The 24,284-nt window shown below is 66.1% G+C and carries 24 protein-coding genes; 10 read left to right on the top strand and 14 right to left on the bottom strand.

The features are described from left to right. Nucleotides 1–444: 444 nt before the first annotated feature. The 6 genes from recA to dapA all read right to left on the bottom strand — a co-directional run bounded on the left by recA (nucleotide 445) and on the right by dapA (nucleotide 6,642). The gene (gene recA, locus L286_RS45570) at nucleotides 445–1,518 is read right to left on the bottom strand and encodes a recombinase RecA (protein ID WP_021224014.1); all 1,074 of its coding nucleotides are present in this window, start codon (nucleotides 1,516–1,518) and stop codon (nucleotides 445–447) included. 99 nt (nucleotides 1,519–1,617) lie between these two features. After that, nucleotides 1,618–1,977, bottom strand: a complete 360-nt coding sequence (locus L286_RS45565; protein WP_007683060.1) for a response regulator — start codon at nucleotides 1,975–1,977, stop codon at nucleotides 1,618–1,620. Nucleotides 1,978–2,067: 90 nt separating this feature from the next. Then, nucleotides 2,068–4,494, bottom strand: a complete 2,427-nt coding sequence (locus L286_RS45560) for a hybrid sensor histidine kinase/response regulator (RefSeq protein ID WP_020819872.1) — start codon at nucleotides 4,492–4,494, stop codon at nucleotides 2,068–2,070. Nucleotides 4,495–4,522: 28 nt separating this feature from the next. Then, on the bottom strand, nucleotides 4,523–5,116 hold the full coding sequence (locus L286_RS45555; RefSeq protein ID WP_007683056.1) for a DUF2062 domain-containing protein: 594 nt from the start codon (nucleotides 5,114–5,116) through the stop codon (nucleotides 4,523–4,525). Continuing rightward, nucleotides 5,116–5,598, bottom strand: coding sequence for an SsrA-binding protein SmpB (gene smpB / locus L286_RS45550; RefSeq protein WP_007683053.1), 483 nt, complete (start codon nucleotides 5,596–5,598; stop codon nucleotides 5,116–5,118). The genes L286_RS45555 and smpB overlap by 1 nt, the downstream gene beginning before the upstream one ends. Nucleotides 5,599–5,763: 165 nt before the next feature. Then, nucleotides 5,764–6,642: a 4-hydroxy-tetrahydrodipicolinate synthase gene (dapA, locus tag L286_RS45545; RefSeq protein WP_007683047.1), complete on the bottom strand. Its 879-nt coding sequence runs from the start codon at nucleotides 6,640–6,642 to the stop codon at nucleotides 5,764–5,766. Between the two features lie 169 nt (nucleotides 6,643–6,811). On the opposite strand from dapA, the gene L286_RS45540 reads away from it, so the two are divergent. Continuing rightward, nucleotides 6,812–8,848: a lytic transglycosylase domain-containing protein gene (locus L286_RS45540; RefSeq protein ID WP_020819871.1), complete on the top strand. Its 2,037-nt coding sequence runs from the start codon at nucleotides 6,812–6,814 to the stop codon at nucleotides 8,846–8,848. 312 nt (nucleotides 8,849–9,160) lie between these two features. Beyond that, nucleotides 9,161–9,646, top strand: coding sequence for a transcription elongation factor GreB (greB, locus tag L286_RS45535; protein WP_020819870.1), 486 nt, complete (start codon nucleotides 9,161–9,163; stop codon nucleotides 9,644–9,646). Between the two features lie 196 nt (nucleotides 9,647–9,842). On the opposite strand, the gene L286_RS45530 is transcribed toward greB, so the two are convergent. From L286_RS45530 to aspS, 3 genes are all read right to left on the bottom strand, one after another. Next, entirely contained in the window at nucleotides 9,843–10,028 is a 186-nt protein-coding gene (locus L286_RS45530; RefSeq protein ID WP_007683041.1) for a hypothetical protein, read from the bottom strand. 67 nt (nucleotides 10,029–10,095) lie between these two features. Next, nucleotides 10,096–10,881 carry a polyphosphate kinase 2 family protein gene (locus L286_RS45525; RefSeq protein ID WP_020819869.1) on the bottom strand — a complete coding sequence of 262 codons (786 nt, stop codon included), beginning with the start codon at nucleotides 10,879–10,881 and terminating at the stop codon, nucleotides 10,096–10,098. A gap of 80 nt (nucleotides 10,882–10,961) precedes the next feature. Next, nucleotides 10,962–12,746 carry an aspartate--tRNA ligase gene (gene aspS / locus L286_RS45520; protein ID WP_020819868.1) on the bottom strand — a complete coding sequence of 595 codons (1,785 nt, stop codon included), beginning with the start codon at nucleotides 12,744–12,746 and terminating at the stop codon, nucleotides 10,962–10,964. A gap of 128 nt (nucleotides 12,747–12,874) precedes the next feature. Between aspS and rnd the strand changes: the two genes are divergently transcribed. Further along, a complete protein-coding gene (rnd, locus tag L286_RS45515; RefSeq protein ID WP_025160780.1) occupies nucleotides 12,875–14,041 on the top strand; it encodes a ribonuclease D in 1,167 nt (388 codons plus the stop codon). 12 nt (nucleotides 14,042–14,053) lie between these two features. After that, nucleotides 14,054–14,350: an I78 family peptidase inhibitor gene (locus L286_RS45510; protein WP_021224011.1), complete on the top strand. Its 297-nt coding sequence runs from the start codon at nucleotides 14,054–14,056 to the stop codon at nucleotides 14,348–14,350. A gap of 104 nt (nucleotides 14,351–14,454) precedes the next feature. On the opposite strand, the gene L286_RS45505 is transcribed toward L286_RS45510, so the two are convergent. Together L286_RS45505 and L286_RS45500 are read right to left on the bottom strand one after the other, a co-directional pair. Then, a complete protein-coding gene (locus tag L286_RS45505) occupies nucleotides 14,455–15,138 on the bottom strand; it encodes a hypothetical protein (RefSeq protein WP_020817704.1) in 684 nt (227 codons plus the stop codon). Between the two features lie 171 nt (nucleotides 15,139–15,309). Then, nucleotides 15,310–15,696, bottom strand: a complete 387-nt coding sequence (locus L286_RS45500; RefSeq protein ID WP_007683030.1) for a PH domain-containing protein — start codon at nucleotides 15,694–15,696, stop codon at nucleotides 15,310–15,312. 103 nt (nucleotides 15,697–15,799) lie between these two features. Between L286_RS45500 and L286_RS45495 the strand changes: the two genes are divergently transcribed. Then, nucleotides 15,800–16,027, top strand: coding sequence for an AbrB/MazE/SpoVT family DNA-binding domain-containing protein (locus L286_RS45495; RefSeq protein WP_013041372.1), 228 nt, complete (start codon nucleotides 15,800–15,802; stop codon nucleotides 16,025–16,027). A gap of 9 nt (nucleotides 16,028–16,036) precedes the next feature. Then, nucleotides 16,037–16,438: a type II toxin-antitoxin system death-on-curing family toxin gene (locus tag L286_RS45490; protein ID WP_020817703.1), complete on the top strand. Its 402-nt coding sequence runs from the start codon at nucleotides 16,037–16,039 to the stop codon at nucleotides 16,436–16,438. Nucleotides 16,439–16,537: 99 nt separating this feature from the next. Here L286_RS45490 and lepA read toward each other — a convergent pair whose 3' ends face one another. Further along, on the bottom strand, nucleotides 16,538–18,343 hold the full coding sequence (lepA, locus tag L286_RS45485) for a translation elongation factor 4 (RefSeq protein WP_025160781.1): 1,806 nt from the start codon (nucleotides 18,341–18,343) through the stop codon (nucleotides 16,538–16,540). A 176-nt stretch (nucleotides 18,344–18,519) separates the two neighbouring features. Here lepA and L286_RS45480 point away from each other — a divergent pair, with 176 nt between their 5' ends. After that, a complete protein-coding gene (locus tag L286_RS45480) occupies nucleotides 18,520–19,290 on the top strand; it encodes a CsgG/HfaB family protein (RefSeq protein ID WP_007683023.1) in 771 nt (256 codons plus the stop codon). A 163-nt stretch (nucleotides 19,291–19,453) separates the two neighbouring features. Here the strand turns inward: L286_RS45480 and L286_RS45475 are convergent, their stop codons facing one another. Beyond that, nucleotides 19,454–19,909, bottom strand: coding sequence for a DUF6456 domain-containing protein (locus tag L286_RS45475; RefSeq protein ID WP_013041376.1), 456 nt, complete (start codon nucleotides 19,907–19,909; stop codon nucleotides 19,454–19,456). A 97-nt stretch (nucleotides 19,910–20,006) separates the two neighbouring features. Between L286_RS45475 and L286_RS45470 the strand changes: the two genes are divergently transcribed. Together L286_RS45470 and L286_RS45465 are read left to right on the top strand one after the other, a co-directional pair. Beyond that, a complete protein-coding gene (locus L286_RS45470) occupies nucleotides 20,007–20,570 on the top strand; it encodes a helix-turn-helix domain-containing protein (protein ID WP_007683019.1) in 564 nt (187 codons plus the stop codon). Between the two features lie 70 nt (nucleotides 20,571–20,640). Beyond that, nucleotides 20,641–21,816: a glycosyltransferase gene (locus L286_RS45465; protein WP_020817701.1), complete on the top strand. Its 1,176-nt coding sequence runs from the start codon at nucleotides 20,641–20,643 to the stop codon at nucleotides 21,814–21,816. Between the two features lie 364 nt (nucleotides 21,817–22,180). On the opposite strand, the gene L286_RS45460 is transcribed toward L286_RS45465, so the two are convergent. Continuing rightward, a complete protein-coding gene (locus L286_RS45460; RefSeq protein ID WP_021224010.1) occupies nucleotides 22,181–23,833 on the bottom strand; it encodes a molybdopterin oxidoreductase family protein in 1,653 nt (550 codons plus the stop codon). 106 nt (nucleotides 23,834–23,939) lie between these two features. Between L286_RS45460 and modA the strand changes: the two genes are divergently transcribed. After that, nucleotides 23,940–24,284 (top strand): molybdate ABC transporter substrate-binding protein (modA, locus tag L286_RS45455; protein WP_031293605.1); only part of this gene is annotated, 345 nt, incomplete at its 3' end.

The following is a 24,284-nucleotide window of genomic DNA, read 5'->3' as shown; positions in this document are numbered from 1 at the left end:
GCCCCGAGAGGACGATGCGTTTCCTGCCCGCAAATCGTCCTTTCCGCCGATGAACCGATGGCCCGGTCTGCGATTGGCAAGCCATCCGACGGCCGTGGCCAAGGCTGGAGCATCGTGCAATGACTCGGCACCGTTCATGCTGAGCAGGGACTGAGTGCTTCGACGGGTTCAAGACAGGCAAGTCGAAGGCCCATATCGAAGCATCTGCGCCGATTGGTCCTTCGATGCGTCACTTCGTGGCTACTCAGGACGAACGCCGTGGATTTGATCGAACGCAGGGCTTTAGACACTGTCGCCCGGCGAAAAGCCTGTGCAGCAAAGGCCAATCCGGTAAAAGGCCCGCCGCGCCAGTCGCGCAGCGGGCCTTTTCAGTGCGTGAAGCGGCAGGCGGGCAGAGCCGCGCTGGAGCCTTCCGGTTGATCCGGCCGGAAGGCCCGTCAGCGCCTATTCGCCATCATCCTCCGCTTCGGGTCCGGCCATCATCCCTTCGGCGACCTCCTCGGTCTTGCCGCGGATCGCCTTTTCCAGCCGTTCCGCCATTTCGGGATGTTCTTTCAGATAGGTTTTCGCATTCTCCCGACCCTGGCCGATGCGGACCGAGTCATAGGAGAACCAGGCGCCCGACTTCTCGACCAGCCCGGCCTTCACGCCGATGTCGAGCAGTTCGCCGATCTTGGACACGCCCTCGCCATACATGATGTCGAATTCGACCTGCTTGAAGGGCGGCGCGACCTTGTTCTTGACCACCTTCACCCGGGTCGCGTTGCCGACAATGTCCTCGCGGTCCTTGATCTGGCCCGTGCGGCGAATGTCCAAACGCACCGAGGCGTAGAATTTGAGCGCATTGCCGCCGGTCGTCGTTTCCGGGTTGCCGTACATGACGCCGATCTTCATGCGGACCTGGTTGATGAAGATCACCAGGCAGCGCGAGCGGGAGATGGAACCCGTCAGCTTGCGCAGCGCCTGGCTCATCAGGCGCGCCTGCAGGCCGACATGGCTGTCGCCCATCTCGCCCTCGATTTCCGCGCGGGGAACCAGCGCGGCGACCGAGTCGACCACCAGCACGTCGATGGCGTTCGACCGCACCAGCGTGTCCACGATCTCCAGCGCCTGTTCGCCCGTGTCCGGCTGCGACACGATCAGTTCGTCGATGTCGACGCCCAGCTTCTTCGCATAGCCGGGATCGAGCGCATGTTCCGCGTCGACGAAGGCCGCGACGCCGCCAGCCTTCTGCGCTTCGGCAATGGCGTGCAGCGCCAGCGTGGTCTTGCCCGAGCTTTCCGGCCCGTAAATCTCCACAATGCGCCCACGCGGCAGGCCGCCGATGCCGAGCGCGATGTCCAACCCCAGCGATCCCGTCGAAATCGCCTCGATCTCGATCTTCTCGCGGCTGCCCAGCTTCATCGCCGAACCCTTGCCGAAGGCGCGGTCGATCTGGGAAAGGGCCGCTTCCAATGCTTTCTGTCTGTCCATTGTCCCCGTCTTCTTGGAATCGATGAGTGAGAGCATTGCGGTCATCGGCCTATCCCCTGTCAAGCGGAACGCGCCGGTCCGGATGGCGCGTGGCCACCATGTATCCTGTTTGTTCTAATGGAACAAGAGGGGAACGAAATTTTCTTATGCGGCGCCCAGCGCCTTGTTGAGAGCGCGTTCGACCGCGCCGATGGTGAAGGGCTTGGCCAGCGTCGGCCGGTCGGCATGGCCCGTCGGCAGATCGTCCGCCATGCCGCCCGTCGCAAAGACGAAGGGTATGCCGCTCTGCGCCAATATGTCCGCCACGGGCCAGCTTTTCTCTCCATGCAGGTTGCAGTCGAGCAGCGCCGCGTCGAATCCGCCCTCCCGCGCCTTGGCGCAGGCTTCATCCACCGATTCGGCAATGGCGTGCAGCCGGTATCCCAGCGTGTCGAGATAATCCTCCAGCATCATGCCGATCATTGCCTCATCCTCCACGACCAGGATGGTCTTGCCGTCAGACATGCTTGCGGTCCCCAATCTTACCCATCGCAACCCCAAAGGCGTTTTCCCACCGACATAATCGACAAACCGCGCGGAAGTTCATCATGCCGTTCATTCCGCCGGCCGCATCGCCAGCGCATCCCGCGCCGCTTCCGCCAACTGGCTGACGGAAAAGGGTTTTGGGAGGAAAGCCACATTGGCGATGTCGATCGATTTGCGCAACTGTTCCTCGGCATAGCCCGACATGAACAGCACCGGCAGGTCGGGATGTGTCGCCCGCGCCCGCGCCACCATCGACGGGCCGTCCATGTTGGGCATCACCACGTCGGAAATCAGCAGGTCGATCTTCTCGTCCCCGGCCAGCACCTCCAGCCCCTGTTCGCCGTCATTGGCGGTCAGCACCTTGTAGCCCTGACGCGACAATGCCCGTTCCGCGACGGCGCGCACCATATCCTCATCCTCCACCAGCAGCACGGTGCCGGTGCCCCAGGTTTCGCTGCGGCGGACCGGCGCCTTGGGCTGCGCGGCCTGATCGGCGTCGGCGCCCTGGTAGACCGGCAGGTAGATGACGAAGCTCGCCCCCCGCCCCAGTTCGGATTCCGCGAAGATGAACCCGCCCGACTGCTTGACGATGCCATAGACGGTGGAAAGGCCAAGGCCGGTGCCCTTGCCCAGTTCCTTGGTGGTGAAGAAGGGTTCGAAGATCTTGGACAATATGTCGGGCGGGATGCCCAGGCCCGTGTCCGACACCCGCACCGCCGTATAGTCGGCGGGCGGCAATATGTCCGACCGCATCTCCCGCACCTTGGCGGCGGGCACGGCATAGGTCTGGATGTTGAGCGTGCCGCCGTCCGGCATGGCGTCGCGGGCGTTGACGGCCAGGTTGACGATCACCTGCTCCAACTGGCCGGGGTCCGCCCGCACCGCGCCCAGATTGCGGCCATGGGTGACCTCCAATTTGACGCTCTCGCCCAGCAGGCGCTTCAGCAGGTTGGAAACGTCCGCGACGATGTCGGGCAACTGCAATATCTGCGGCCGCAGCGTCTGCTGGCGCGAGAAGGCGAGCAACTGCCGCGTCAGCCCCGCAGCGCGGTTGCTGTTCGACTTGATCTGCTGGATGTCGTCATAGTCGCTGTCGCCCGGCGTATGGCGCATCAGCATCAGGTCGCAATGGCCGATGATCGCGGTCAGGATATTGTTGAAATCGTGCGCCACGCCCCCGGCAAGCTGGCCGATCGCCTGCATCTTGGTCGCCTGCGCCACCTGCCGCTTGAGCTTGCTCTCCTCGCTATTGTCCTTGAGCGAGAGCAGCACCGCCGCCTCGCCCAGCCCGCGCACGCCCGCCAGGCTGAGCGCGATCGGCTCGTCGGGCTGGTTGCGCATGCGCACGGCGACGTCGCCCGACATTTGCGGTCCGACCGCGAAGCGCCGCACCGCGTCGGCCACCGCCGCCTGATCTTCCCGCACCACCAGGTCGCCGGGATAGCTCGGCTTCTCCTCCGGCTTGACGCCCGCGGCCCGCGAAAAGGCCTTGTTCATGAACAGCACGCGCCCGTCGCGATCCGCCATGGCAAGGCCAAAGGGCAGCAGCGACAACAGCGTCTCGATATAGGAAAGCGCCGACGTCCCGCCCGCATTGCCCGCCGGCTCGTCGATCAGCAGCAGCAGCATCGGCCCGTCCTGCGCGCCCGATTGCGCGCCCGCCGGCTGGGCGGCGCGCTTCAACGGCACCTGCAACAGCCGCAACGGAACGCCGCCCGATTCCTCCCGCGCCAGGAACAGCCGCCCCTTGTCGTCCACCCGCATGTGGGCGGCGAAGTCGCGCCCGGTGATATTGGCGTCGATCCGCCCGGCGGCGCGCAGCAGGAAGGCGCCGTTGGCGGCCCGGATGCGCCCTTCCCCGCCGATCATCACCGCCATGATGCCCGCTTCGCCCAACTGCCGCCCGGCCTCCCCGGTCAGCAGGCGATGCACATCGTCCAGCGCGCTGGGCTGGCGCACGGGGGAAAAGCGCCACAGCAGATAATCCTCCGAACGGCCGGTGCGGCACAGGAAGGCGTCCAGCCGCAGCGCGCCCTGCACGATCCCCTCCACCCGCGCCTCGCCGTCGCGCCAGGCGGCGCGGGCGGCGTGGCCCAGGCTGTCGGACAGGGGCGCATCGCCGGTGACATGCGGCGGCGTGGGAAAGCCGGGAAACCACTCCCCGAACAGGTCGCTGGCGCAGACCAGCCGCCCGGCCCGGTCGGTGACGGCGATCGCCATGTTGGATGCGTCCGCCGCCGCCCGCGCCACCGTCCAGTCGGGCACGGCCTCCCCCACCGCCACTTCCGGCGGATGGAGCCTGCGATACCAGCTCAGCAGCGCCGCTCCGGCCAGCACCGCCGCGCCGAAGCCCGCGCCCAGCGCCCAGTTCCCGGCGGCATAGATCACCAGCCCGGCGGAAATCAGCGCCAGCAGGACCAGCAGCGGCAGGGCAAGCGGCGATGGCCGGTCAGCCGCCCAAGCGTCTCCATCCCTGATCACACGCGCCCCCTGCATCCACAATGGACTTGCCGCCCCAACCCCCTCAGGCCGAAGCGATTTCCTCCAATGCGCCGCTTTCGCGCGCCTTGCCAATCCTCAATTTGCGCGCATGCCATTTCCGCCCCATGCGATGGCGCCAGATCCAGTCGGCCAGGAAATAGCCGACCACCGCGAAAGCCAGGGAAATCAGCGCCAGCCCCAGCAGCATGGCAGGCGCGGCCTCCGAAAAGAGCCAGGCGCACCATTCGCGGATCGAGGCGTGCCGATCGATCAGCGCCATGAAGCCCGAAGCATCCGCCGTCCGCCCCAACATCCAGTTGCCCATCCACACCGAAGCCATCAGGAACAGCGGCGTGGTGGCGGGATTGGACAGGAACGTCATCGCCGCCGCCAGCGGAATATTCGCCCGGAACGGCAGCGCCAGCAGCGCCGCGCCCGCAATCTGCACGCCGGGGATCAGCAGGAAGATGCCGACCAGCAGCCCCAGCGCCACGCCGCGCGGCACCGACCGCCGGGTGAAGCGCCACAACGAGGGTTCCAGCACGCGATGCGCCACCGGGGCCAGAAAGCGGTTGTTTTCCAGCGACTCGCGGGTGGGCGCATTGGCGTGCCACCAGCGGGAAAGTCGATTGTCCATCAGCGATGCGCCTTCATGATGCGCTGCTGGTCGCGTTTCCAGTCGCGTTCCTTGATCGTGTCGCGCTTGTCATGGGTCTTCTTGCCCTTGGCCAGCGCCAACTCGACCTTCGCCTTGCCCCGGCTGTTGAAATAGATGGACAGCGGCACCAGCGTCATGCCCTTGCGCTCGACGGCGCCGTGCATCCGGGCGATCTCCCGCTGGTGCAGCAACAGCTTGCGGGGGCGTTTCGGCTCATGGTTGAAGCGGTTGCCATGGCTGAATTCGGGGATGTTGCTGTTGACTAGCCACACCTGCTCGCCCTTCACCTCGGCATAGCTTTCCGCGATATTGCCCTCGCCGAAGCGCAGAGACTTGACCTCTGTGCCTTGCAGGGCGATGCCGGCCTCGAACACATCCTCCAGGAAATATTCGAAACGGGCGCGCCGGTTCTCGGCGACGATCTTCTTCTTGTCGAAGGCTTCGGGACGGGGACGGGCCATTATCGTTCAATCAGACTTCTCTAAACTATCCGTTCGCGCAGAGCAGGGGCTGGGCCTGTCGAAGCTCCGTATCGAAGCATTTGGCACATCCCCGTCCTTCGATACGGCCTTTCGACAAGCTCAAGGCCTGCTCTGCGCGAACGGAAGATGGGGATAGTCCCCTTCTCAAACCAGTCCCGCGATCTCCAGCGCCCGGTCCACCGCGGCGCGGCTCGATTCCGACGGCCAGGTGATCGGCAGGCGGACGTCGCCGGGCATGTCGGGGCGGACCCGCGTGAGGGCATATTTGACCGGGCCGGGTGAAGCGTCGCTGAACAGGGCATCATGCAGGGGGTAGAGACGATCCTGGAGCGCCAGGGCACCATCCCAATCGCCGTTCTCCGTCGCCTGCTGGAATTCGGCGCACAGGCGCGGCGCGACATTGGCCGTGACCGAAATGCAGCCCTTCCCTCCCATCGCGTTGAATCCCAGCGCCGTTTCGTCATTGCCGGAAAGCTGGCAGAAATCGGCCCGGCAGGCGAGCCGCTGCGCGGCGACCCGCCCCAGATTCCCGGTGGCGTCCTTGATGCCGACAATGGTCTGGAACTCCTCCGACAGGCGGTGGATCACCGGGACGCCGATGTCGGTGATGGTGCGGCTGGGCACATTGTAGAGGATGATGGGCAGGGAACAGCGCTCCGCCAGATGCGCGAAATGCCGGTAGACCCCCTCCTGGTTGGGCTTGTTGTAATAGGGCGCGACGACCAGCGCCGCATCCGCCCCGGCCGCCTGCGCCGCGAACATATGCTCCAGCGCGATTCGGGTGTCGTTCGATCCGCAACCGGCGATCACCGGCACGCGGCCCGCCGCCTGGTCGACGCAGATGGCGATGACGCGATTATGCTCCTCGACCGTCATGGTCGCGCTTTCGCCCGTCGTGCCGCAGGGAACGAGGGCGCTGCTGCCTTCCCCGATCTGCCAGTCGACGAAGGCGCGGAAAGCCGCCTCGTCCACCGCCCCGTCGCGGAAGGGCGTGATCAGCGCCGGAATCGACCCGGAAAACATGCAACAAACTCCTTCAACTCACCGGGATTCCGGGGCATGATAGCGTGAAACACGCGAACGGCGCGCTATAGCGCGTCATTCAGGGCCTGATAAGGATGCAATTGCGATAATGTCCAGTAGGGTATCGCTCTCCTGTCTCGAAACTGCCCCGGAAACCCTTACGGTTCGTATGCCTTTGATCGCCCTTCTGCTTTTCACGGCCGGCGCCAGCGCCCAGACCGAAACCCCCGTCCCCGCGCCCGCCTCGGCCTATCCGCCGGGCGCCGTGGTGCAGCCGATTCCCCGCTCCACGGAGCCCAGCCCCTGGCAGCAGGCGCAAAGCCGAATCGGCGTGGCGAGCGATCCTTCGATCTCCGGCACGATCAGCCAGTGGCGCGCGCTCCAGCAGAGCGATGGGCTGGGGTCTTCGACCTATATGAGCTTCATCATGGCCAATCCCGGCTGGCCGGGGGAGGACCGGATGCGGCGGCTGGCGGAAACCGGCATCAATCCCAACAGCTACGATCCGGGGCAGGTCGTCGCCTTCTTCGCCCGCTTCCCGCCGCGCACCGCGACCGGCAACGCCCGTTACGCGCTGGCGCTGATGCAGCAGGGCCGCATGGGCGAAGCGCGGATCGCGGCGCGCAACGCATGGATCGGCGGCACCCTCTCCCCCGATGACGAGGCGCGATTGCTCTCGCTGTTCGGCTCCGGCTGGACATCGGCGGAGCATGACCTGCGCGCCGACGCCCTGCTGTGGAAGGGCGACATGTTCGGCGCGCAGCGGATGCTGGCCTATGTCTCGCCCGCCCGCCGCCCCGTCTATGAGGCGCGCATCGCCTTCCGCCAGAAGGCGCCCGACGCCGCGATGAAGATGCAACTGGCCGAAGCCGTCGGCGCGACCGACGCGGGCTTCGTCGCGGACAAGGCGGCATGGCTGCTCAACACCGGCAACTGGATCGCCGGGCGTCAATATCTGGCCAACCGGCCGGCGCTGACCTTCCGCCCCGGCGACGCGGAAAAATGGTATGAGGTGCTGCTGACCCAGGCGCGCGCCGCCGCGAACGACAGCCAGTGGAGCTTCGCCTACGGCATCGCCAGCAAGCTGGACGACGCCTATCTGCCCGGCACCGACGTCAGCACCCGGCCCATCGGCGAGCGCGACGATTATACCAGCCTAGCCTGGCTGGCGGGGTCGACGGCCTTCTACAATCTCGGCAAGCCGCTGGACGCGATGGAGATGTTCCGCCGCTACGCCACCGCCGCCAAGTCGCCGCAGACCCAGTCCAAGGGCTTTTACTGGGCGGGCCGCGCCGCGCTCCAGGCCGGGGACGCCGCCAGCGCGAACAGCTATTTCGCCCGCGCCGGGGCCTTTCCCGACCAGTTTTACGGCCAGCTCGCGCTTGAACGGCTGGGCCGCCCGATCCCCGCTCCCGCCGCCGTGGAGCGCCCGGTGGAAATCTCCGCGAGCGAACGCGCCGCCTTCGCCAACCGATCGGTCGTCCGGGCGGTGAAGGCGCTGGGCCAGATGGGCTATTGGGAGGATCAGAGCAAATTCGCCCGCGCCATCGCCAACAATGCCGACAGCGACGCCGACCATTATCTGGCCGTCGAACTGGCGCAGAGCATCGGCCGCCCCGACATGGGCGTGATGGTCGGCCGCCGCGCCGTGTCCAGCGGCCTCACCGGCTATGGGACAAGCGCCTTCCCCCGCGTGCCCGTGCCGTCCGAAGCGCAATATAACTGGACCATGGTCCACGCCATCGCCCGGCAGGAAAGCCAGTTCGACCGGCAGATCGTCAGCCACGCCGGGGCGCGGGGATTGATGCAGTTGATGCCCGGGACCGCCCGCGAACAGGCGGGCAAGCTGGGGATGAGCTACGACCCCAGTTCGCTCAACGACCCCAGCTACAACATCATGCTGGGTTCCTCCTATTTCCAGCGGATGCTGGACTATTATGGCGGCAGCTATCCGTTGGCGGTGGCGGCCTATAATGCCGGGCCGGGCAATGTGAACCGCTGGATCAGCGCCAATGGCGACCCCCGCCTGCCCGGCGCCGACATTCTGCGCTGGATCGAGCAGATCCCGCTGTTCGAAACGCGCAACTATGTCCAGCGCGTGCTGGAAAACGCCGTGGTGTACGAGGCGATGAACCCTGGGCGGGCGCGCTTCAGGGGCACGACGACGCCCTTGTCCAAATATCTCGGCAAACAGACGCCGGGCTAGGGTGTGTGGACAAATTCGGAAATGTCGTGAAATGGCCTTAGCTGACATTGCCCCACCGTCACCCCGGACTTGATCCGGGGTCCCGCTTTCTTTCTGAGTGCTCGCCTGAAAAGGCAGCGGGACCCCGGGTCAAGCCCGGGGTGACGAATAGGGGAACGTCCGCCCCCCCCAAAAAATCACTCAGTCCGGCAAGTCTTGAATTTGTCCACGCTGCCTAAGCTGTCTCCTCCGTTCGTTTCGAGCGAAGTCGGGAAACGCCGGGCATGACGTGTCTCGACTTCGCTCGACGCGAACGGGTAGGGAGGGTTCATCATGAGCAACCCTCACCCCAATTACATCACTCCGGAAGGCTTCGCGAAGCTGCGCGCCGAATATGACCAGCTTCTCGGCGTCGAGCGCCCGAAGATCGTGGAAGTGGTAAGCTGGGCGGCGGGCAATGGCGACCGCTCCGAGAATGGTGACTATCTCTACGGCCGCAAGCGGATGCGGGAGATCGACGGGCAGTTGAAGCGCCTCTCGCGAAAGATGAAGGACGCGAAGGTCGTCGACCCGCGCCAGCAGCCCGACAAGAGCAAGGTCTATTTCGGCGCGACCGTCACCATCGCGGACGAGGACGACAGGCGCCGCACCGTCACTTTGGTGGGCAATGACGAGACGGAGGCGAGCGCCGGCCGCATCGGCTGGAGCACCCCGATAGCCCGCGCCCTGCGCGGCGCGGCGGTAGGCGACCTGCGCCGCGTGATGCTCCCGGCTGGGGAGAAGGAATATGAGGTGATGGAAATCCGCTACCCGGAGTGACTGCCCTCAATTCCTCCCTGCGCGAAGCGTGGGAAGGGTCGAAGAGAGGCACGTGACTCTCTTCGACATGCGAAGCGTGGTGGAGGGGGAATTCGGAGGTCGTGCCCCCTTCCCCTCCACCAGCCTTCGGCTGGTCCCCCTCCCCATCTATCGATGGGGAGGAATAGGATAGGTCCACCCTCCAACCGAAACCCCGCTAATCATCCCGCCGCAATATGACGTTGAGTCGCTCCATCACCTCGGCGATCGGCTCTATCACGGTGACGCTGCGCCCTTCGCCGAAGCGGATGCGGGTGCCGTCGGTCACGGAGGATATGAAGGTGACCTGCGCGGCATTGACGGCGGTTTCGGTCCGGTCGGCGCCCACGAACATGACGAGCATGCATCCTCTCCTTCTTTATGGAGGGAGAGCCTAACCCGAATTCCGCCCGAAGCCAGCCCTTTTCGGGCTACGGCATTTTCCTGTAGCCATATGCCTCGGCCGCCAGCTTCACCACCTCCGGATCGGCTTCCGGAAAATCCATCGGCACCAGCTTCTCCAGCCGCCTCGCCACATGCTCCAGCGCGGCGATCCGCCCGGCGCGGCGGTGATTATTGTCGATCGCCTGCCAGGGCGCCGCCTTCGTGTCGGTCTTGCGGAACATGTCGTGCATGGCGTCCAGATAATCCGCCCGCCTGGCCCGGTTTCGATAATCGTCCGCGCCGGTCTTCCACCGCTTCCAGGGGGTGTCCAGCCGCTCGGCAAGCTGCTCGTCCTGCACCTTCTGCGTGATGTGGACGAACAGCTTGACGATGTTGGTCCCGGCGTCGACCTGCTGCCTTTCGAAGGCGTTGATCTCCTCATAGGCGCGCTTCCACTCGCCCCTGGAGCAGAAGCCCTCCACCCGCTCGACCAGCACCCGGCCGTACCAGCTTCGGTCGAAGATCGCGATGTTGCGCCCGGCGGGCAGGCGCGTCCAGAAGCGCCAGAGGAAATGCCGGTCGCGCTCCTCCTCGGTCGGGGCGGAGATGGGATGGACCTTGTAATAGCGCGGATCCCACTGCGCGGTCATGCGCTTGATGATGCCGCCCTTGCCCGCCGCGTCCCATCCCTCCAGCAGGATGACGCTGCGCCGGTCGTGGATGATGTGCGCGACCTGTATCTTGGCGAGCCGCTCCTGCAATTCGGCAAGCCTGGCCTCATAGTCGCCCTTGAACTTCGCGCCCTTCTCATAGTCGGCGAGGTCGATGGTCATCCCTCAACTCCCGAACAGCAAAGCCCCGCTCCCTTAGAGAACAGGAGCGGGGCTTTGACAAGCATGGGACCGAAAGGATTTCAGGCCTTGGCCTGCGGCTCCACGACCCGGATGTGCAGTTCGCGCAACTGCTTGAACTCCGCCGGGCTGGGCGCGCCCATCAGCAGGTCTTCGGCGCGCTGGTTCATCGGGAACAGCGTGATCTCCCGCAGGTTCTGCGCCCCGCAGAGCAGCATCACGATGCGGTCCACGCCCGCCGCCATGCCGCCATGGGGCGGCGCGCCATATTGGAAGGCGCGATAGAGGCCGCCGAAGCGCTCCTCCACGTGCGCCTGGCTGAGGCCCACCTTCTCGAACGCCTTGACCATCAGTTCCGGCGACTGGTTGCGGATCGAGCCCGAAGCGATCTCATAGCCGTTGCACACCATGTCGTACTGATAGGCCTTCAGGCTCAGCGGATCCTGATTCTCCAGCGCGTCCAGCCCCCCCTGCGGCATGGAGAAGGGGTTGTGTGCGAAGTCGATGGACTTGGTGTCCTCATCATATTCGTAGAAGGGGAAGTCGACGATCCAGCAGAGTTCGAAGCGATCCCTGTCGATCAGGTCGAGCTGCTCACCCACGCGAATCCGCGCCAGGCCCGCCAGCTTCGCCGCCTGGCCTTCCTTGCCCGCCGCGAAGAACACGCCGTCGTTCGGCCCCAGGCCCAGCGCCTCGATCAGCTTCGCCGTCCGTTCCTCGCCATGATTCTTGGCGATGGGGCCGCCGGGCACGCCGTCCTTGATGTTGATATAGCCCAGGCCCGAATAGCCTTCGCTGCGCGCCCAATTGTTCATGTCGTCGAAGAATTTGCGGCTGCCCGCGCCAGCGCCCGGCGCGGGAATCGCGCGGATCACGCTGCCGCTTTCCACCAGAGAGGCGAAGATGCCGAAGCCGGAGCCATGGAAATGCTCGGTGACGTCGGCGATCAGGATCGGGTTGCGCAGATCGGGCTTGTCCGACCCATATTTCAGCATCGCCTCGGCATGGGGGATGCGCGGGAAGCTGCCCGCCGGGGTCACGGGCTTGCCGTCGGCAAACGCCTCGAACACCTCAGCGATCACCGGCTCCATCGTGTTCCACACATCCTCCTGCGTGACGAAGCTCATTTCCAGGTCGAGCTGGTAGAATTCGCCCGGCAGCCGGTCGGCGCGGGGGTCTTCGTCGCGGAAGCAGGGCGCGATCTGGAAATAGCGGTCGAAGCCCGCGACCATCAGCAACTGCTTGTATTGCTGCGGCGCCTGCGGCAGGGCGTAGAATTTCCCCGGATGGATGCGGCTGGGCACCAGAAAGTCGCGCGCGCCTTCCGGGCTGCTGGCGGTCAGGATCGGCGTCGAATATTCGGTGAAGCCCGCCCCTTCCATGCGGCGGCGCATGTCGGAGATGATCTTCGTCCGCTTGACGATGTTCGCGTGCAGCGTCTCACGCCGTAGGTCGAGGAAGCGATAGCGCAGGCGGATGTCCTCCGGATATTCCTGCTCCCCCGCGACCGGCAGCGGCAGGTCGGCGGCGGCGGACAGCACCACCGCGTCCAGAGCGCGAATCTCGATTTCGCCGGTGGGCAGGTTCGGGTTCACCGCTTCCTTCGCCCGCGCAACCACCTTGCCCGTCACCGTCACGACGCTTTCCGCCCGCAGCGATTCGATTACCCGGAACACCGGCCCGTCGACTTCGGTGACGATCTGCACCATGCCATAATGATCGCGCAGGTCGATGAAGACCAGGTCGCCATGGTCCCGCTTGCGGTGCACCCAGCCGGACACCCGCACCTCATTGCCGACCTCCGCCGTCGTAAGGGCGCCGCAGGTGTGGGTGCGATAGGGATGCATGGCGTTTTTGGTCTTTCAGCTTCGTTTTACGCAAATGACAAATTGTTGCAGCGCCGCTATGGGCAGTCCTGTCAAGCATTGACGAGCCCGTGCGCGACGGGCCAGCCCATAATAAGATCGAAGACCATATGCAAATCCATCCGCTGATTACCGACAGCAAGACTCTCGCCCAATTCTGCGCCCGGATCGCCAAGTCGCCCTATATCGCGGTCGATACCGAATTCATGCGCGAAAACAGCTATTGGCCCGACCTCTGCCTGGTGCAGGTCGCCGACGAGCATGAGGCGGCCGCCATCGATCCCAAGGCGCCCGGCCTCGACCTGTCGCCCCTGCTCGACCTGATGGTCGACAATGAGGACGTGCTGAAGGTCTTTCACGCGGGCGGCCAGGATCTGGAGATCATCTACAACCTCACCGGCAAGACGCCCCATCCGCTGTTCGACACGCAGATCGCGGCGATGGCGCTGGGGCTGGGCGAGCAGATCGGCTACGGCAATCTGGTCGACGCCTGGCTGGGCGTGCAACTCGACAAGGGCGCGCGCTTCACCGACTGGGCGCGCCGCCCGCTCGACAAGCGGCAGATCGACTATGCGATCGGCGACGTCACCTACCTGATCCAGATATTCCCCAAGATGCTGGAGGAACTGCGCCGCACCGGCCGCGGCGACTGGCTGGACCAGGAGATGGAGCGGATCAGCGACCCGTCCAATTACGAGAACAAGCCGGACGAGGCCTGGCAACGCGTCCGCATCGCCAGCCGCAAGGCCGACGTGCTGGGCCGCCTGAAGGCGCTGGCGGCATGGCGCGAGATGGAGGCGCAGGACAAGAACCTGCCCCGCGGCCGCATCGTCAAGGACGAGACGCTGGCCGACATCGCCAGCCACCCGCCGCGCACGCAGGACGACCTGGGCAAGGTGCGCGGCCTGTCCGCCACCTGGAAGACCAACGACATCGGCAACCGCCTGATGCTGGCGCTGGCAAGCCACGCTCCGCTCGCCAAGGAGGAAATGCCGGAGCGCGACCCCAAGCGCCCCGGCCTGGGCAAGGACGGCGCGCTGGTGGCGGACCTGTTGAAGCTGCTGCTGAAAATCCGTTCCCGCGACATCAACGTCGCCGCCCGCCTCATCGCCCGCAGCGACGACATCGATGCGCTGGCGGCCGGCGTGCGGGAAGACCTCGCCATCCTGGAAGGCTGGCGCTATGAACAGTTCGGCCGCGACGCGGTCGACCTGGTGGAGGGTCGCCTGGCCTTCGCTGTCAAGAACGGCCGCCTCAAGATGACCCGCACGCAATAGGAGTCAGGAACGATGCGGACGGCGGCGCTGATTTTCCTTCCCCTTCTGGCCGCCTGCGCGGGCGCGAACGGCGAAGGCCCCGCCGCGCCGCCGCCCGCCGCCGAAGGTCCATGCCGCGACCAGGGGCTGGACCGCTTCCTCGGCCAGACCGCCAGCGCGGCGACCGGAGCGGAATTGCTGAAGGCGTCGGGCGCGCGCACGCTGCGCTGGGGCGCGCCGGGCATGGCGATGACCATGGATTTCCGCGCCGACCGGCTGACCGTCAGCTATGACGGCAAGATGGCGATCACCTCCGCCCGCTGCGGCTAAGTCCGGGACGGAATAAACCACGTGCTCCTGCGAAGGCAGGAGCCCAGATCAGGTGTTGGAACTAGGCTCCTGCCTTCGCAGGAGCACGTGGTTTTCCACGGCAATCAACATTCCAGCCCGATCAACGTCCCGCTGCCGATCCGCCCGACATAGCGCTTGCCGTCGATCTCCAGCCAGTCGGGCGTCGCCTCCAGCCTGCGTCCGCGAATGGTGGTGCGCAAATGCTCCACCGCGATCCGGTTCCGCGCCACGATGCGCAGCACCGCCAGCCCCTCGCCCCGCGCCGCCATCATGCTGTAGCGGTCGCCGCGCAGCAGGAAATGCCAGCTACCGTCCGTCGGCATCCATTCATTGCCGTTCACCACCTGCACCGGCTCGCCATCGGGGCCGCCCATGCGCACGCTGATCCGCGTTGCCCCATTGCTGCGGCGCGGCGGGGCGAAGATCAGAATCGGCTCGCCCTCCAGCGTCAGCGGGATCGGCGTGTCCCTCAGCAATTGGGAGCCGCCCATGATCAGCGTCGGCAGTTCCGGCGAAAAGGGCAGGCGGTCGCGCGCGAAATGGCGCTGCCGCACGACCGGATTGGCATGGAATCCCTGCACCTGCATCGGCGTCAGCCGTCCTTCCTCGACCAGCCCGTGGCAGGTCGGGCAGAGCAGCGTCACCCCATGACTCTCCGGCAGCCGCAGATAACGGTAGATGGTCACGCCACATCGGACGCAGGCGAAACCGCAAGCCTGGCGGACATCGTCCTGCTGCTGCGCGGTCAGTTCCGGCAACGACGGCATCACACGCAAGCCCATGCACGACGACCCCTTGCAATCACCCGCCCGCGCCACTGCGGACCGGCGTTCCTCCGGCGTCCTTCCTGCTGGCCGTGGGCGCTCCAACGCGCCCCTTCTCGCTATTGCACTATCGTTGAAATAAATGCGGTCAAGTCAAGAGGCTGTTGGCTATTCCTACCGCTGGGGCAGCAGGTCGAGATTGCGGGAAGCCGCGATCGCCCGGATGCGGTCGGGCCGCGGCATGGATTTGATCGCGATTTCCGCCATGTCGCCCGCGCTGAACAGCTCCACATTGCCGACGTTGAAGATGCGCTGGCCCAGCGTCTGGGTGATGCGCACGCTGCGGATGCTGGAAAGCGCGATCTCCGTCCGCTGCTTGGCGAGCAGGCCGCGCTCCAACAGCACTTCCCGGTCGGAAAGCGCCAGCCGCTCGCCCTTGCGCAACACCCACCACACGCCGATGGCCAGAATGCCGACCACGGAAATCAGCAGCAGCAGGAACAGGAAGGGATGGGCGCGGAACATCGCGGGATGCTCATCATACAGCCATGTCTCGCTCATGCCGGTCCCCTGACGCTGATACCCCTGCATTGACCATGGACGCCCCGCCGCCGTCAAGGCCGCCGGGCTTGCGCCGCGACCGGATCATGGTTATAACATCTGTATGAACGCACCGCTCAAGATTACGAAGATCGGCAATTCCGCCGGGGTCATCCTGCCCAAGGAGGTGCTGGCGCGGCTACGCGTCGGCCTGGGCGACAGTCTTTATGTCAGCGAAGCGCCCGACGGTATCCGGCTGACCGCGAATAATCCCGACTTCGAGGCAAAGATGGCTCTTGCCGAACAGATCATGCGCGAGGATCGCGATATTCTGCGCGTGCTGGCGCAGTAAGCCTGCTTCATGGCCGCCGACGACAGGGTAGAGCCGGTCTGGCTCGACTCCGACATAGCCAATGCCGTTCATGACCGCCAGCTCGCCGAGCATGGCGGCGGCATGGGCGTGCGCGATGCCGGAATGCTCGACTCCGCCCTTGCAAGGCCAATCAACCGTTGGACCTATGGTGAGGATGATCCTTGCGCCTTGGCGGCGGCATACGCCTTCGGGATTGCGCGCAATCATCCTTTCGTCGACGGCAACAAGCGCACCGCCTGGGTGCTTGCGCGTCTGTTCCTGGCTCTGAACGGCGTCGCTCTGCGTTTCGCGCCGGAAGACGCCATAGGCATGATGCTCGCTCTCGCCGCCGGAGAACTGAGCGAGGAGGAAACCGCCGCCTGGTTCCGGGACCATCTGGCGGCGGAATGATCCGACATCCGAGCGCTGCGAACTGCCCCATCAAACCCGTCATGCTGAAACAAGTTCAGCATGACGATATGGGGAAGGCCCACCCTATTCCGGTCTGCCTCAGCCCTCATCCCCCATGCGCAGCGCCGCGATGAAGGCTTCCTGCGGGATCTGCACGGACCCATATTCGCGCATCCGCTTCTTGCCCTCTTTCTGCTTCTCCAGCAGCTTCTTCTTGCGGGTGATGTCGCCGCCATAGCATTTGGCGGTCACATCCTTACGCATCGCGGCAATGGTTTCGCGCGCGATCACCTTGCCGCCGATCGCCGCCTGGATCGGAATCTTGAACAGGTGGCGGGGGATCAGGTCCTTCAGCCGCTCGCACATGCCGCGCCCGCGCGATTCGGCGCTGCCCCGGTGGACGATCATGCTGAGCGCGTCGACCGGCTCGTTGTTGACGAGGATGCTCATCTTGACGAGGTCGCCTTCCCGCGCCCCGATCTGATGATAGTCGAAACTGGCATAGCCCCGCGAAATCGACTTCAGCCGGTCGTAGAAATCGAACACCACCTCGTTGAGCGGCAGTTCATAGGTCACCTGCGCGCGCCCGCCGACATAGGTCAGGTTCTTCTGGATGCCGCGCCGGTCCTGGCAGAGCTTCAGGATCGAACCCAGATATTCGTCGGGGCAATAGATCACCGCCTCGATCCACGGCTCCTCGATATAGTCGATATGGTTGGCGTCGGGCATGTCCGCCGGATTGTGCAAATGCCGCACCGTCCCGTCATTCATGTGAATCTCATACACCACCGACGGCGCGGTGGTGATGAGGTCGAGGTCATATTCCCGGCTCAGCCGCTCCTGGATGATCTCCAGATGCAGCAGCCCCAGGAAGCCGCAGCGGAAGCCGAAGCCCAAAGCCGCCGACGTCTCCATCTCGAAGGAGAAGCTGGCGTCGTTAAGCCGCAGCTTGGAGATCGATTCGCGCAGCTTCTCGAAATCATTGGCGTCGACCGGGAACAGGCCGCAGAACACCACCGGCTGCACTTCCTTGAAGCCGGGCAGCGGCGCCTTCGCCGGATTCTTGACGGTGGTGATGGTGTCGCCGACGCGGGTCTGGCTGATGTCCTTGATCTGCGCGGTGATGAAGCCGATCTCGCCCGGCCCCAGTTCGCCCAGTTGCTCGATCTTGGGCCGGAAACAGCCGACGCGGTCGATCAGATGCTCGGTGCCGCCGATCATGAACTTGATGTTCTGCCCCTTCTTGATGACGCCGTTGACGACGCGCACCAGGATGACGACGCCCAGATAGGGGTCGTACCAGCTATCGACCAGCATCGCTTCCAGCGGCGCGTCCCGGTCGCCCTTGGGCGCGGGGATCTTGGCGACCACCGCCTCCAATATGTCGTCGATGCCGATCCCGGCCTTGGCGCTCGCCAGCACGGCTTCCGACGCGTCGAGGCCGATCACCTCCTCGATCTCCGCCTTCACCTTCTCCGGCTCGGCGGCGGGCAGGTCGATCTTGTTGATGACGGGCACGATCTCATGGTCATGCTCGATCGACTGGTAGACGTTGGCCAGCGTCTGCGCTTCCACGCCCTGCGCCGCGTCCACCACCAGCAGCGCGCCCTCGCACGCCGCCAGCGACCGGCTCACCTCATAGGCGAAGTCGACATGGCCCGGCGTGTCCATCAGGTTCAGCTCATAGGTCTCGCCATTCTTCGCGACATAGTCGAGGCGCACGGTCTGCGCCTTGATGGTGATGCCGCGCTCCTTCTCGATATCCATATTGTCGAGCACCTGGGCCGACATCTCCCGGTCGGTCAGGCCCCCGGTGCGCTGGATCAGGCGGTCGGCCAGGGTCGACTTGCCATGGTCGATATGGGCGATGATCGAGAAATTGCGGATGTGCGAGAGATCGGTCATGGCCGCGCCGATAGCAGCCATTTGCGGGCCTGTCAGCAGGATCGCGCATGGAGGGCAATAGCGGCGATACCCATTCGCATTGCTTGCGCGGCCCCGCGGTTGTGCTAGAGCTTGGGGCAAATAACGGGGCGCCACAAAATCAAAACGACTTCAGCAACTTTCAGGGGTGCATGACAATGCGTGTGTTCGCGAAGTTCGTCGCTGCCGCAGCCGGCCTGGCTGTCGCGGCTTCTCCGGCGATGGCCGCCGACAAGGGCTCGTCCGCCCGGCAGCAGCAGGCCAAGAAAACCGCCGAAATTCCTCATTGCACCCGGCGCCTCGGCACGGTTGCCATCGTCGACCCGGACAACCAGTGGTGGCGGGAATTGAACCTGGGCAGCCCGGAGGCGATCCTCAAGGTGTTCATCCAGCAGTCGGGCTGCTTCGGCATCGTCAATCGCGGCCGCGCCATGGCCAGCCGCAATATGGAGCGCGCCATGGCCGACTCCGGCGAACTTCAGGCCGGGTCGAACCTGGGCAAGGGCCAGGTGAAGGCGGCTGACTATTATCTCCAGCCCGACATCGTCTCCTCCAACAAGAATTCGGGCGGCAACGCGCTGGGCGGCATGCTCGGCGGCTTCCTGGGCGGCCGCACGATCGGCGCGCTGGCGGGCGGCATCTCGATCAAGAAAAGCGAGGCCAATGTGACGCTCTCCATCGTCAACGCCCGCACGACCGAGGAAGAAGCGCTGACGGAAGGCTATGCCCGCAAGTCGGACCTCAGCTTCGGCGCGGGCGGCGGCGCGGGCTGGATGGGCGGCCTGGCCGCGGCCGGCGGCGGCGGCTACCAGAATACGGAGATCGGCCAGGTGATCGTCCTCGCCTATCTCGACGCCTATACCAAGCTGGTGACGCAGCTCGGCGGCCTGCCCGCCAATGCGGCGGCGGCGGCGCCCCGCGCCCAGTAAGCCGGCGCGCCACGGACAACGACCATTGCGAAGAGGGCGCTGCCGGAGATTCGGCAGCGCCCTCTTCCGACTGGGCCGCATGCAATAGCTCGGAACCGTTCGTGCTGAGCCCTTCGACAAGCCCTCGGCACGAACGCGGCGGCTCGATTCAACGCAGCGTGCTTCAGCTCAGCCGATACCAGGCCGCCACCCGATCCAGCGCCAGCGTCAGCACCAGCTTGCCCGCGCGCGTCGGCCATCCCAGCGCCCTTTCCGCCGCACTCAATCCCTCGCCCGCGCAGACGACCCGCCACAGCACATCGGCGAGGCCCGGCCCCGCCGATCGGATCGCGCCGTCGAACCGCTCCCGCGCGGACAGTTGCGCCAGGCCCGGTTCGGGCGCCGCCGCGCCTCCGCCGCGCTGCCGCCCCGGCGCGGCGTCCCAGCGCATCGTGACCCGCGGACCCAGCCCCGCCTTCTCCCAATCGGCGCGCAGCCTGTCGCCGGCCAGATAATGCCGCTCGCTCAAATGCCCCCGCGCATGCAGCCAGGCGAGGGGCGATTCGTGCAGGTTGACCGCCACCTTCTGCGCCCGTCCAAAGGGATCTTCCATGATCCGTTCGACATATTGCGTGGCCATGGCGCTTCTCCTTTCAGGAATCGGATGCGAGGGGACTTGCCATGGCGGCTCGTTTGTAGGAAAGAACTAAAACCAAATAGGTAAAACAGGATATGGCATGATCACCCGCATCCGGGAGGTACGCAAGGCCAAGGGGCTGACGCTGGAACAGGTCGGCGCCCTGTGCGTCCCGCCCACCACGGCCCAGACCATCGGTCGCCTGGAAACCGGCACCCGAACCGTATCGGTCAACTGGTTGAACCGCATTGCCCGCGCGTTGGGCGTCGCCTCCTCCGAACTGGTCGCGCTGCCGGGCCAGAATGTGGTGCCCGTGGCCGCGCTGCTGGGGCCGGAGGGCGCAAGGGCGCCCACCCGTCCCCTTTCGCTCGCCCCGCCGGCCCCCGCCGACGCGATGGTGGGCGTGCAGGTGTCGGGCAGCATCGGGGATTACCGCAGCGGTGACGAAATCTGGTGCCGCCGCATCATGCCGGACGAATTTTCCAGCGTGCTGAACCGCGACCTGCTGTTGCCGCGCCACGCCGGGCGCTTCCTGTTCGGGCGGCTGATCGGGCGGGAGGACGACCGGCTGCACGTCCTTCCCCTGGGCAGCGGCACCCGCCAGCAGGTGATCAGTGACCCACCCTGGGGCGCCGTGGCGGTCCAATTGGTCAGACGGCTGTAGACAAAGGCGGTTTCATCCTTAACGCTGCGTCGACCAGGGCCGCCTGATGAGCGCCCGCTAGGAAGATGCGATGACGCTGAACGTCCTGATGCTGTCCACCCTGTTCCCGGACATGAGCCGCCCCAATTTCGGCGTCTTCGTGGAACGGCAGGCCCGCGAACTGGCCAGCCGGGACGGCGTCAGGGTCACGGTGGTCGCGCCGCTGGGCATTCCGCCCTGGCCGCTGTCGAAGGCGAAGCGCTATGCCGCCCTGCGCGCCCTGCCCGCCAAGGAACGGTGGAAGGATCTGACCGTCCACCGCCCGGTCTTTCCGATCATTCCCAAATTCGGCGGCCGCTTCAACGTCCACGGCATGACCCGCGCCATCCTGCCGCTGGTCCGGCGCCTCCATGCGCAGCAGCCCTTCGACGTCATCGACGCCAGCTTCTTCTTTCCCGACGGCCCGGTGGCGCAGCGCCTGTCCCGCGCCCTCGGCATTCCCTATTCGGTGAAGGCGCGCGGCGCCGACATCCATTATTGGGGCACGCGCCGGGGCACGCGCAAGATGGTGAAGCGCGCCGCCGACGATGCCGCCGGGCTGCTCGCGGTGTCGAACGCGATGCGCCGGTCGATGGCGCGCATGGGCATCGATGCGGAGAAGATCCGGGTCCACTATACCGGCGTCGACCTCGACCGATTCGAGATAAGCGACCGCGCCGCCGCGAAGGAAAGCCTGGGCTTCGAAGGGCCGGTGGTGCTGTGCGTCGGCGCGCTCATTCCGCGCAAGGGGCAGGAATTGCTGGTCCGGGCGCTGCCGCACCTGCCGGGCGTCACGCTGCTGTTCGCCGGCCAGGGGCAATATCGCCGGGCGCTGGAAAGGCAGGCGGAGGAACTGGGCGTCGACCGGCGAATCGGCTTTCTGGGGTCGGTGCCTCACGACCGCCTGCCGCGCATCTACGCCGCCGCCGACGTCATGGCGCTCCCCTCCTCGTCCGAGGGGCTGGCCAATGCCTGGGTGGAGGCGCTGGCCTGCGGCACCCCCGTCGTGATCAGCGATGTCGGCGGCGCCCGCGAACTGCTCGACCGGCCGGAGGCGGGACTGATCGTCGCCCGCGAACCCGAAGCGCTCGCCGACGCCATCAGCGCCATATTGACCAACCCGCCCGACCGGGAAGCGGTGCGGGAAGCGGCCCTGCGCTTCACCTGGACCGCCAACGGCGACGCGCTGCTGGAGCATCTCCGCGCAATCGCGGTTCAGCGGTCCTAGGCAGCGCGGACAAATTCAAGACTCGCCGGACTGAGTGATTTGAGTGGAGAGCGGACGTTCCCCCTCCCGCAAGCGGGAGGGGGTTAGGGGGTGGGCTGGCGCAACATTCGCGTTGTTTTGCAACGGCCAAGTCAGAAGCTCCCCCGGATCAAGTCCGGGGTCGCGCCCACCCCTAACCCCTCCCGTTTACGGGAGAGGAATGTCTTGGGATGGCCATTTCCCGACATTCCGAATTTGTCCACACACCCTAGGTTGGGGACTCCTGGAGCGCGTTTCGGTCTGATTGAATCAGATCGCCGCTCTGGTTTCTTTGTTTTCCTCGATTTCTTAGCCGGCGATCGGTTCCGATCGCTTGGAAATCGCTCTATAGGGCGATCAGCCGCGCCTTCCCGTCCGGCGTCGGGAAACGCCCTTCGTCGAACGGCACCTCCCCCCAACGCCACGGCGTCAGCTCGTCATAGGCCGGGTTGGAAATCGGCGCATGCCGCTTGAGGTTCAGCAGCCGCCCCCCCTCATTGCGATAGGCGGTCAGCCGCACATGCTCGCGATAGATTTCCGCGGGGCGCTCATAATGGAAGGCCTCGCGCCACCCCATGGCCTGCGCGATCCGGGTGAATATCCACCAGTCTGGCTTCGCCTCTCCGGGCAGGGGAAACAGCCTGCGCTGTCGGCTGATCAGCCGGTCGGCGCCGGTCAGCGTCCCGTCCTTCTCGACCCACAGCGGCGACGGCAGCGCGACCATGCGCAGCGACTCGATTTCCGGCTCGCTCCATGGCGTCGTCGCTATGACCAGCGGCACCTGCCCCATCAGGCCGCGGATCGGATGGGACGCCGAAGGCAGGCCGCCCATCATCAGCAGCGCCTTGACATGCCCCGCCTCCACCGCCCGCGCCAGCGCCGCGCCGGACATCCCCGGCCGGTCCGCCAGCCGCGCCGCGCCCCAGAAGCGGCCGACCTCCGCCAGGGCCTGGGCCGAAAAATCCCGGTGCGCGGCCAGTTCCCCGGCGCGGCATCCGACTTCCCGCGCGCCCATGCCGTTGCCCGCGTCCGTCACGGCGAAGGGCGCCGCGCCCGCCTTGCCGATCCGCCCGGTCGCCAGATGGAAATTGAGGATGGCGGCCGACAGGCGACGCGCCTCCTCACCCTGTCCCTGCGGGCTGAACAGCGTCACCAGCCGGGGCGCCGCCGCGACCTGATCGTAAAAGGCGCGCACCTCGCCCGGCGCCAGTCCGCAGGCGCGGGCCACCGACCAGAGGTCATGTCCCCGGCGCAGCCCCGCCCAGAAATCCGCCGGCACGGACAGGCTGCGTTCCATGAATTTCCGGTCCAGCGCGCCATGGTCATGGCAATGCAGCAGCAGCCCGTTCAACAGCATCGCTTCGCTGCCCGGCGCGACGTTCAGCCGCTCATCGGCCTCGACCTCCTGCCCGTCGTCCGCATGCGCGACCAGGATCAGGCGCGCGCCCTGCTCCGCCCGCGCCTCGGCGATCCTTTCGTGCAGCACCGGATGGCGGCGGGCGGTCGGCACGCCCAGCAGCAACAGCATGTCCGCCTGCGCCAGATCCTCATAGGCGGCGGGCGTCACATCCTCGCCGAAGGCGGCGCGCTGCGCCGCCGCCATGCCGCCCGCATCGCTGCACGGCGCTTCGACATGCGCGGAACCGACGAAGCCCTTGATCAGCTTGTTGGCGACATAATAGTCTTCGGTCAGCAGGCCGCCCGGCACATGCATCGCCACGCTGCCCGGACCGTGGCGGGCGATGACGGCGGACAGGCGGCGCGCCGCCTGGTCGATGGCCCGGTCCCAACCGGCGGCGCGACCGTCCACCATCGGCCGCAACAGCCGCCCGTCCAGCGGGAACATGTCCTTCAACGCTTCGCTGCGGGTGCAGAGCAGGCCGCCATTGGCCGGATGCACCGGATCGCCCTCTATCAGCGCCTCGCGCCCCTCGCCGGTCACGGCGCGGATGCCGCAGCCCACGCCGCATTGGCCGCAAAGCGAGCGAATGACCGCCACGGCGCGATCAGGCCGGAACCGGCGGGGTCGGAAACATCGTCATGCGCTCCGGCTTAACCGATGGCGGGGCAAGACAAAAGGGCGCGCTGCTGGCAGGACAAGGGTCATGCCGAAACCGATTCTCCGCGCCCTCGCGTCCATCGCCATGGTCGTCCACATGCTGCCGGTCCCGGCCATGGCGCAGCAGCGAGGCCCGCTGGTGCTGGCCGCCGCCAGCCTTCAGGAGGCGATGACCGCCGCCGCCGATGCCTGGGCGGCGCGGCGCCATGCCCGGCCGGTCCTGTCCTTCGCCGCCTCCTCCGCCCTCGCCCGGCAGATCAGGGGCGGCGCCCCGGCCGACCTGTTCGCGTCGGCGGACGAAGGCTGGATGGACGATGTGGAGAAGGCCGGATTCATCCGGCGCGGCAGCAGGGCCGACATGGCGGGCAACCGGCTGGTGCTTGTCGCCCCC

The sequence above is a fragment of the Sphingobium sp. HDIP04 genome, assembly GCF_000445085.1.
GTDB classification, from domain to species: domain Bacteria; phylum Pseudomonadota; class Alphaproteobacteria; order Sphingomonadales; family Sphingomonadaceae; genus Sphingobium; species Sphingobium indicum.
The sequence above is the reverse complement of the archived record's forward strand: the minus strand, read 5'-3'. Positions and strand labels throughout refer to the sequence as shown.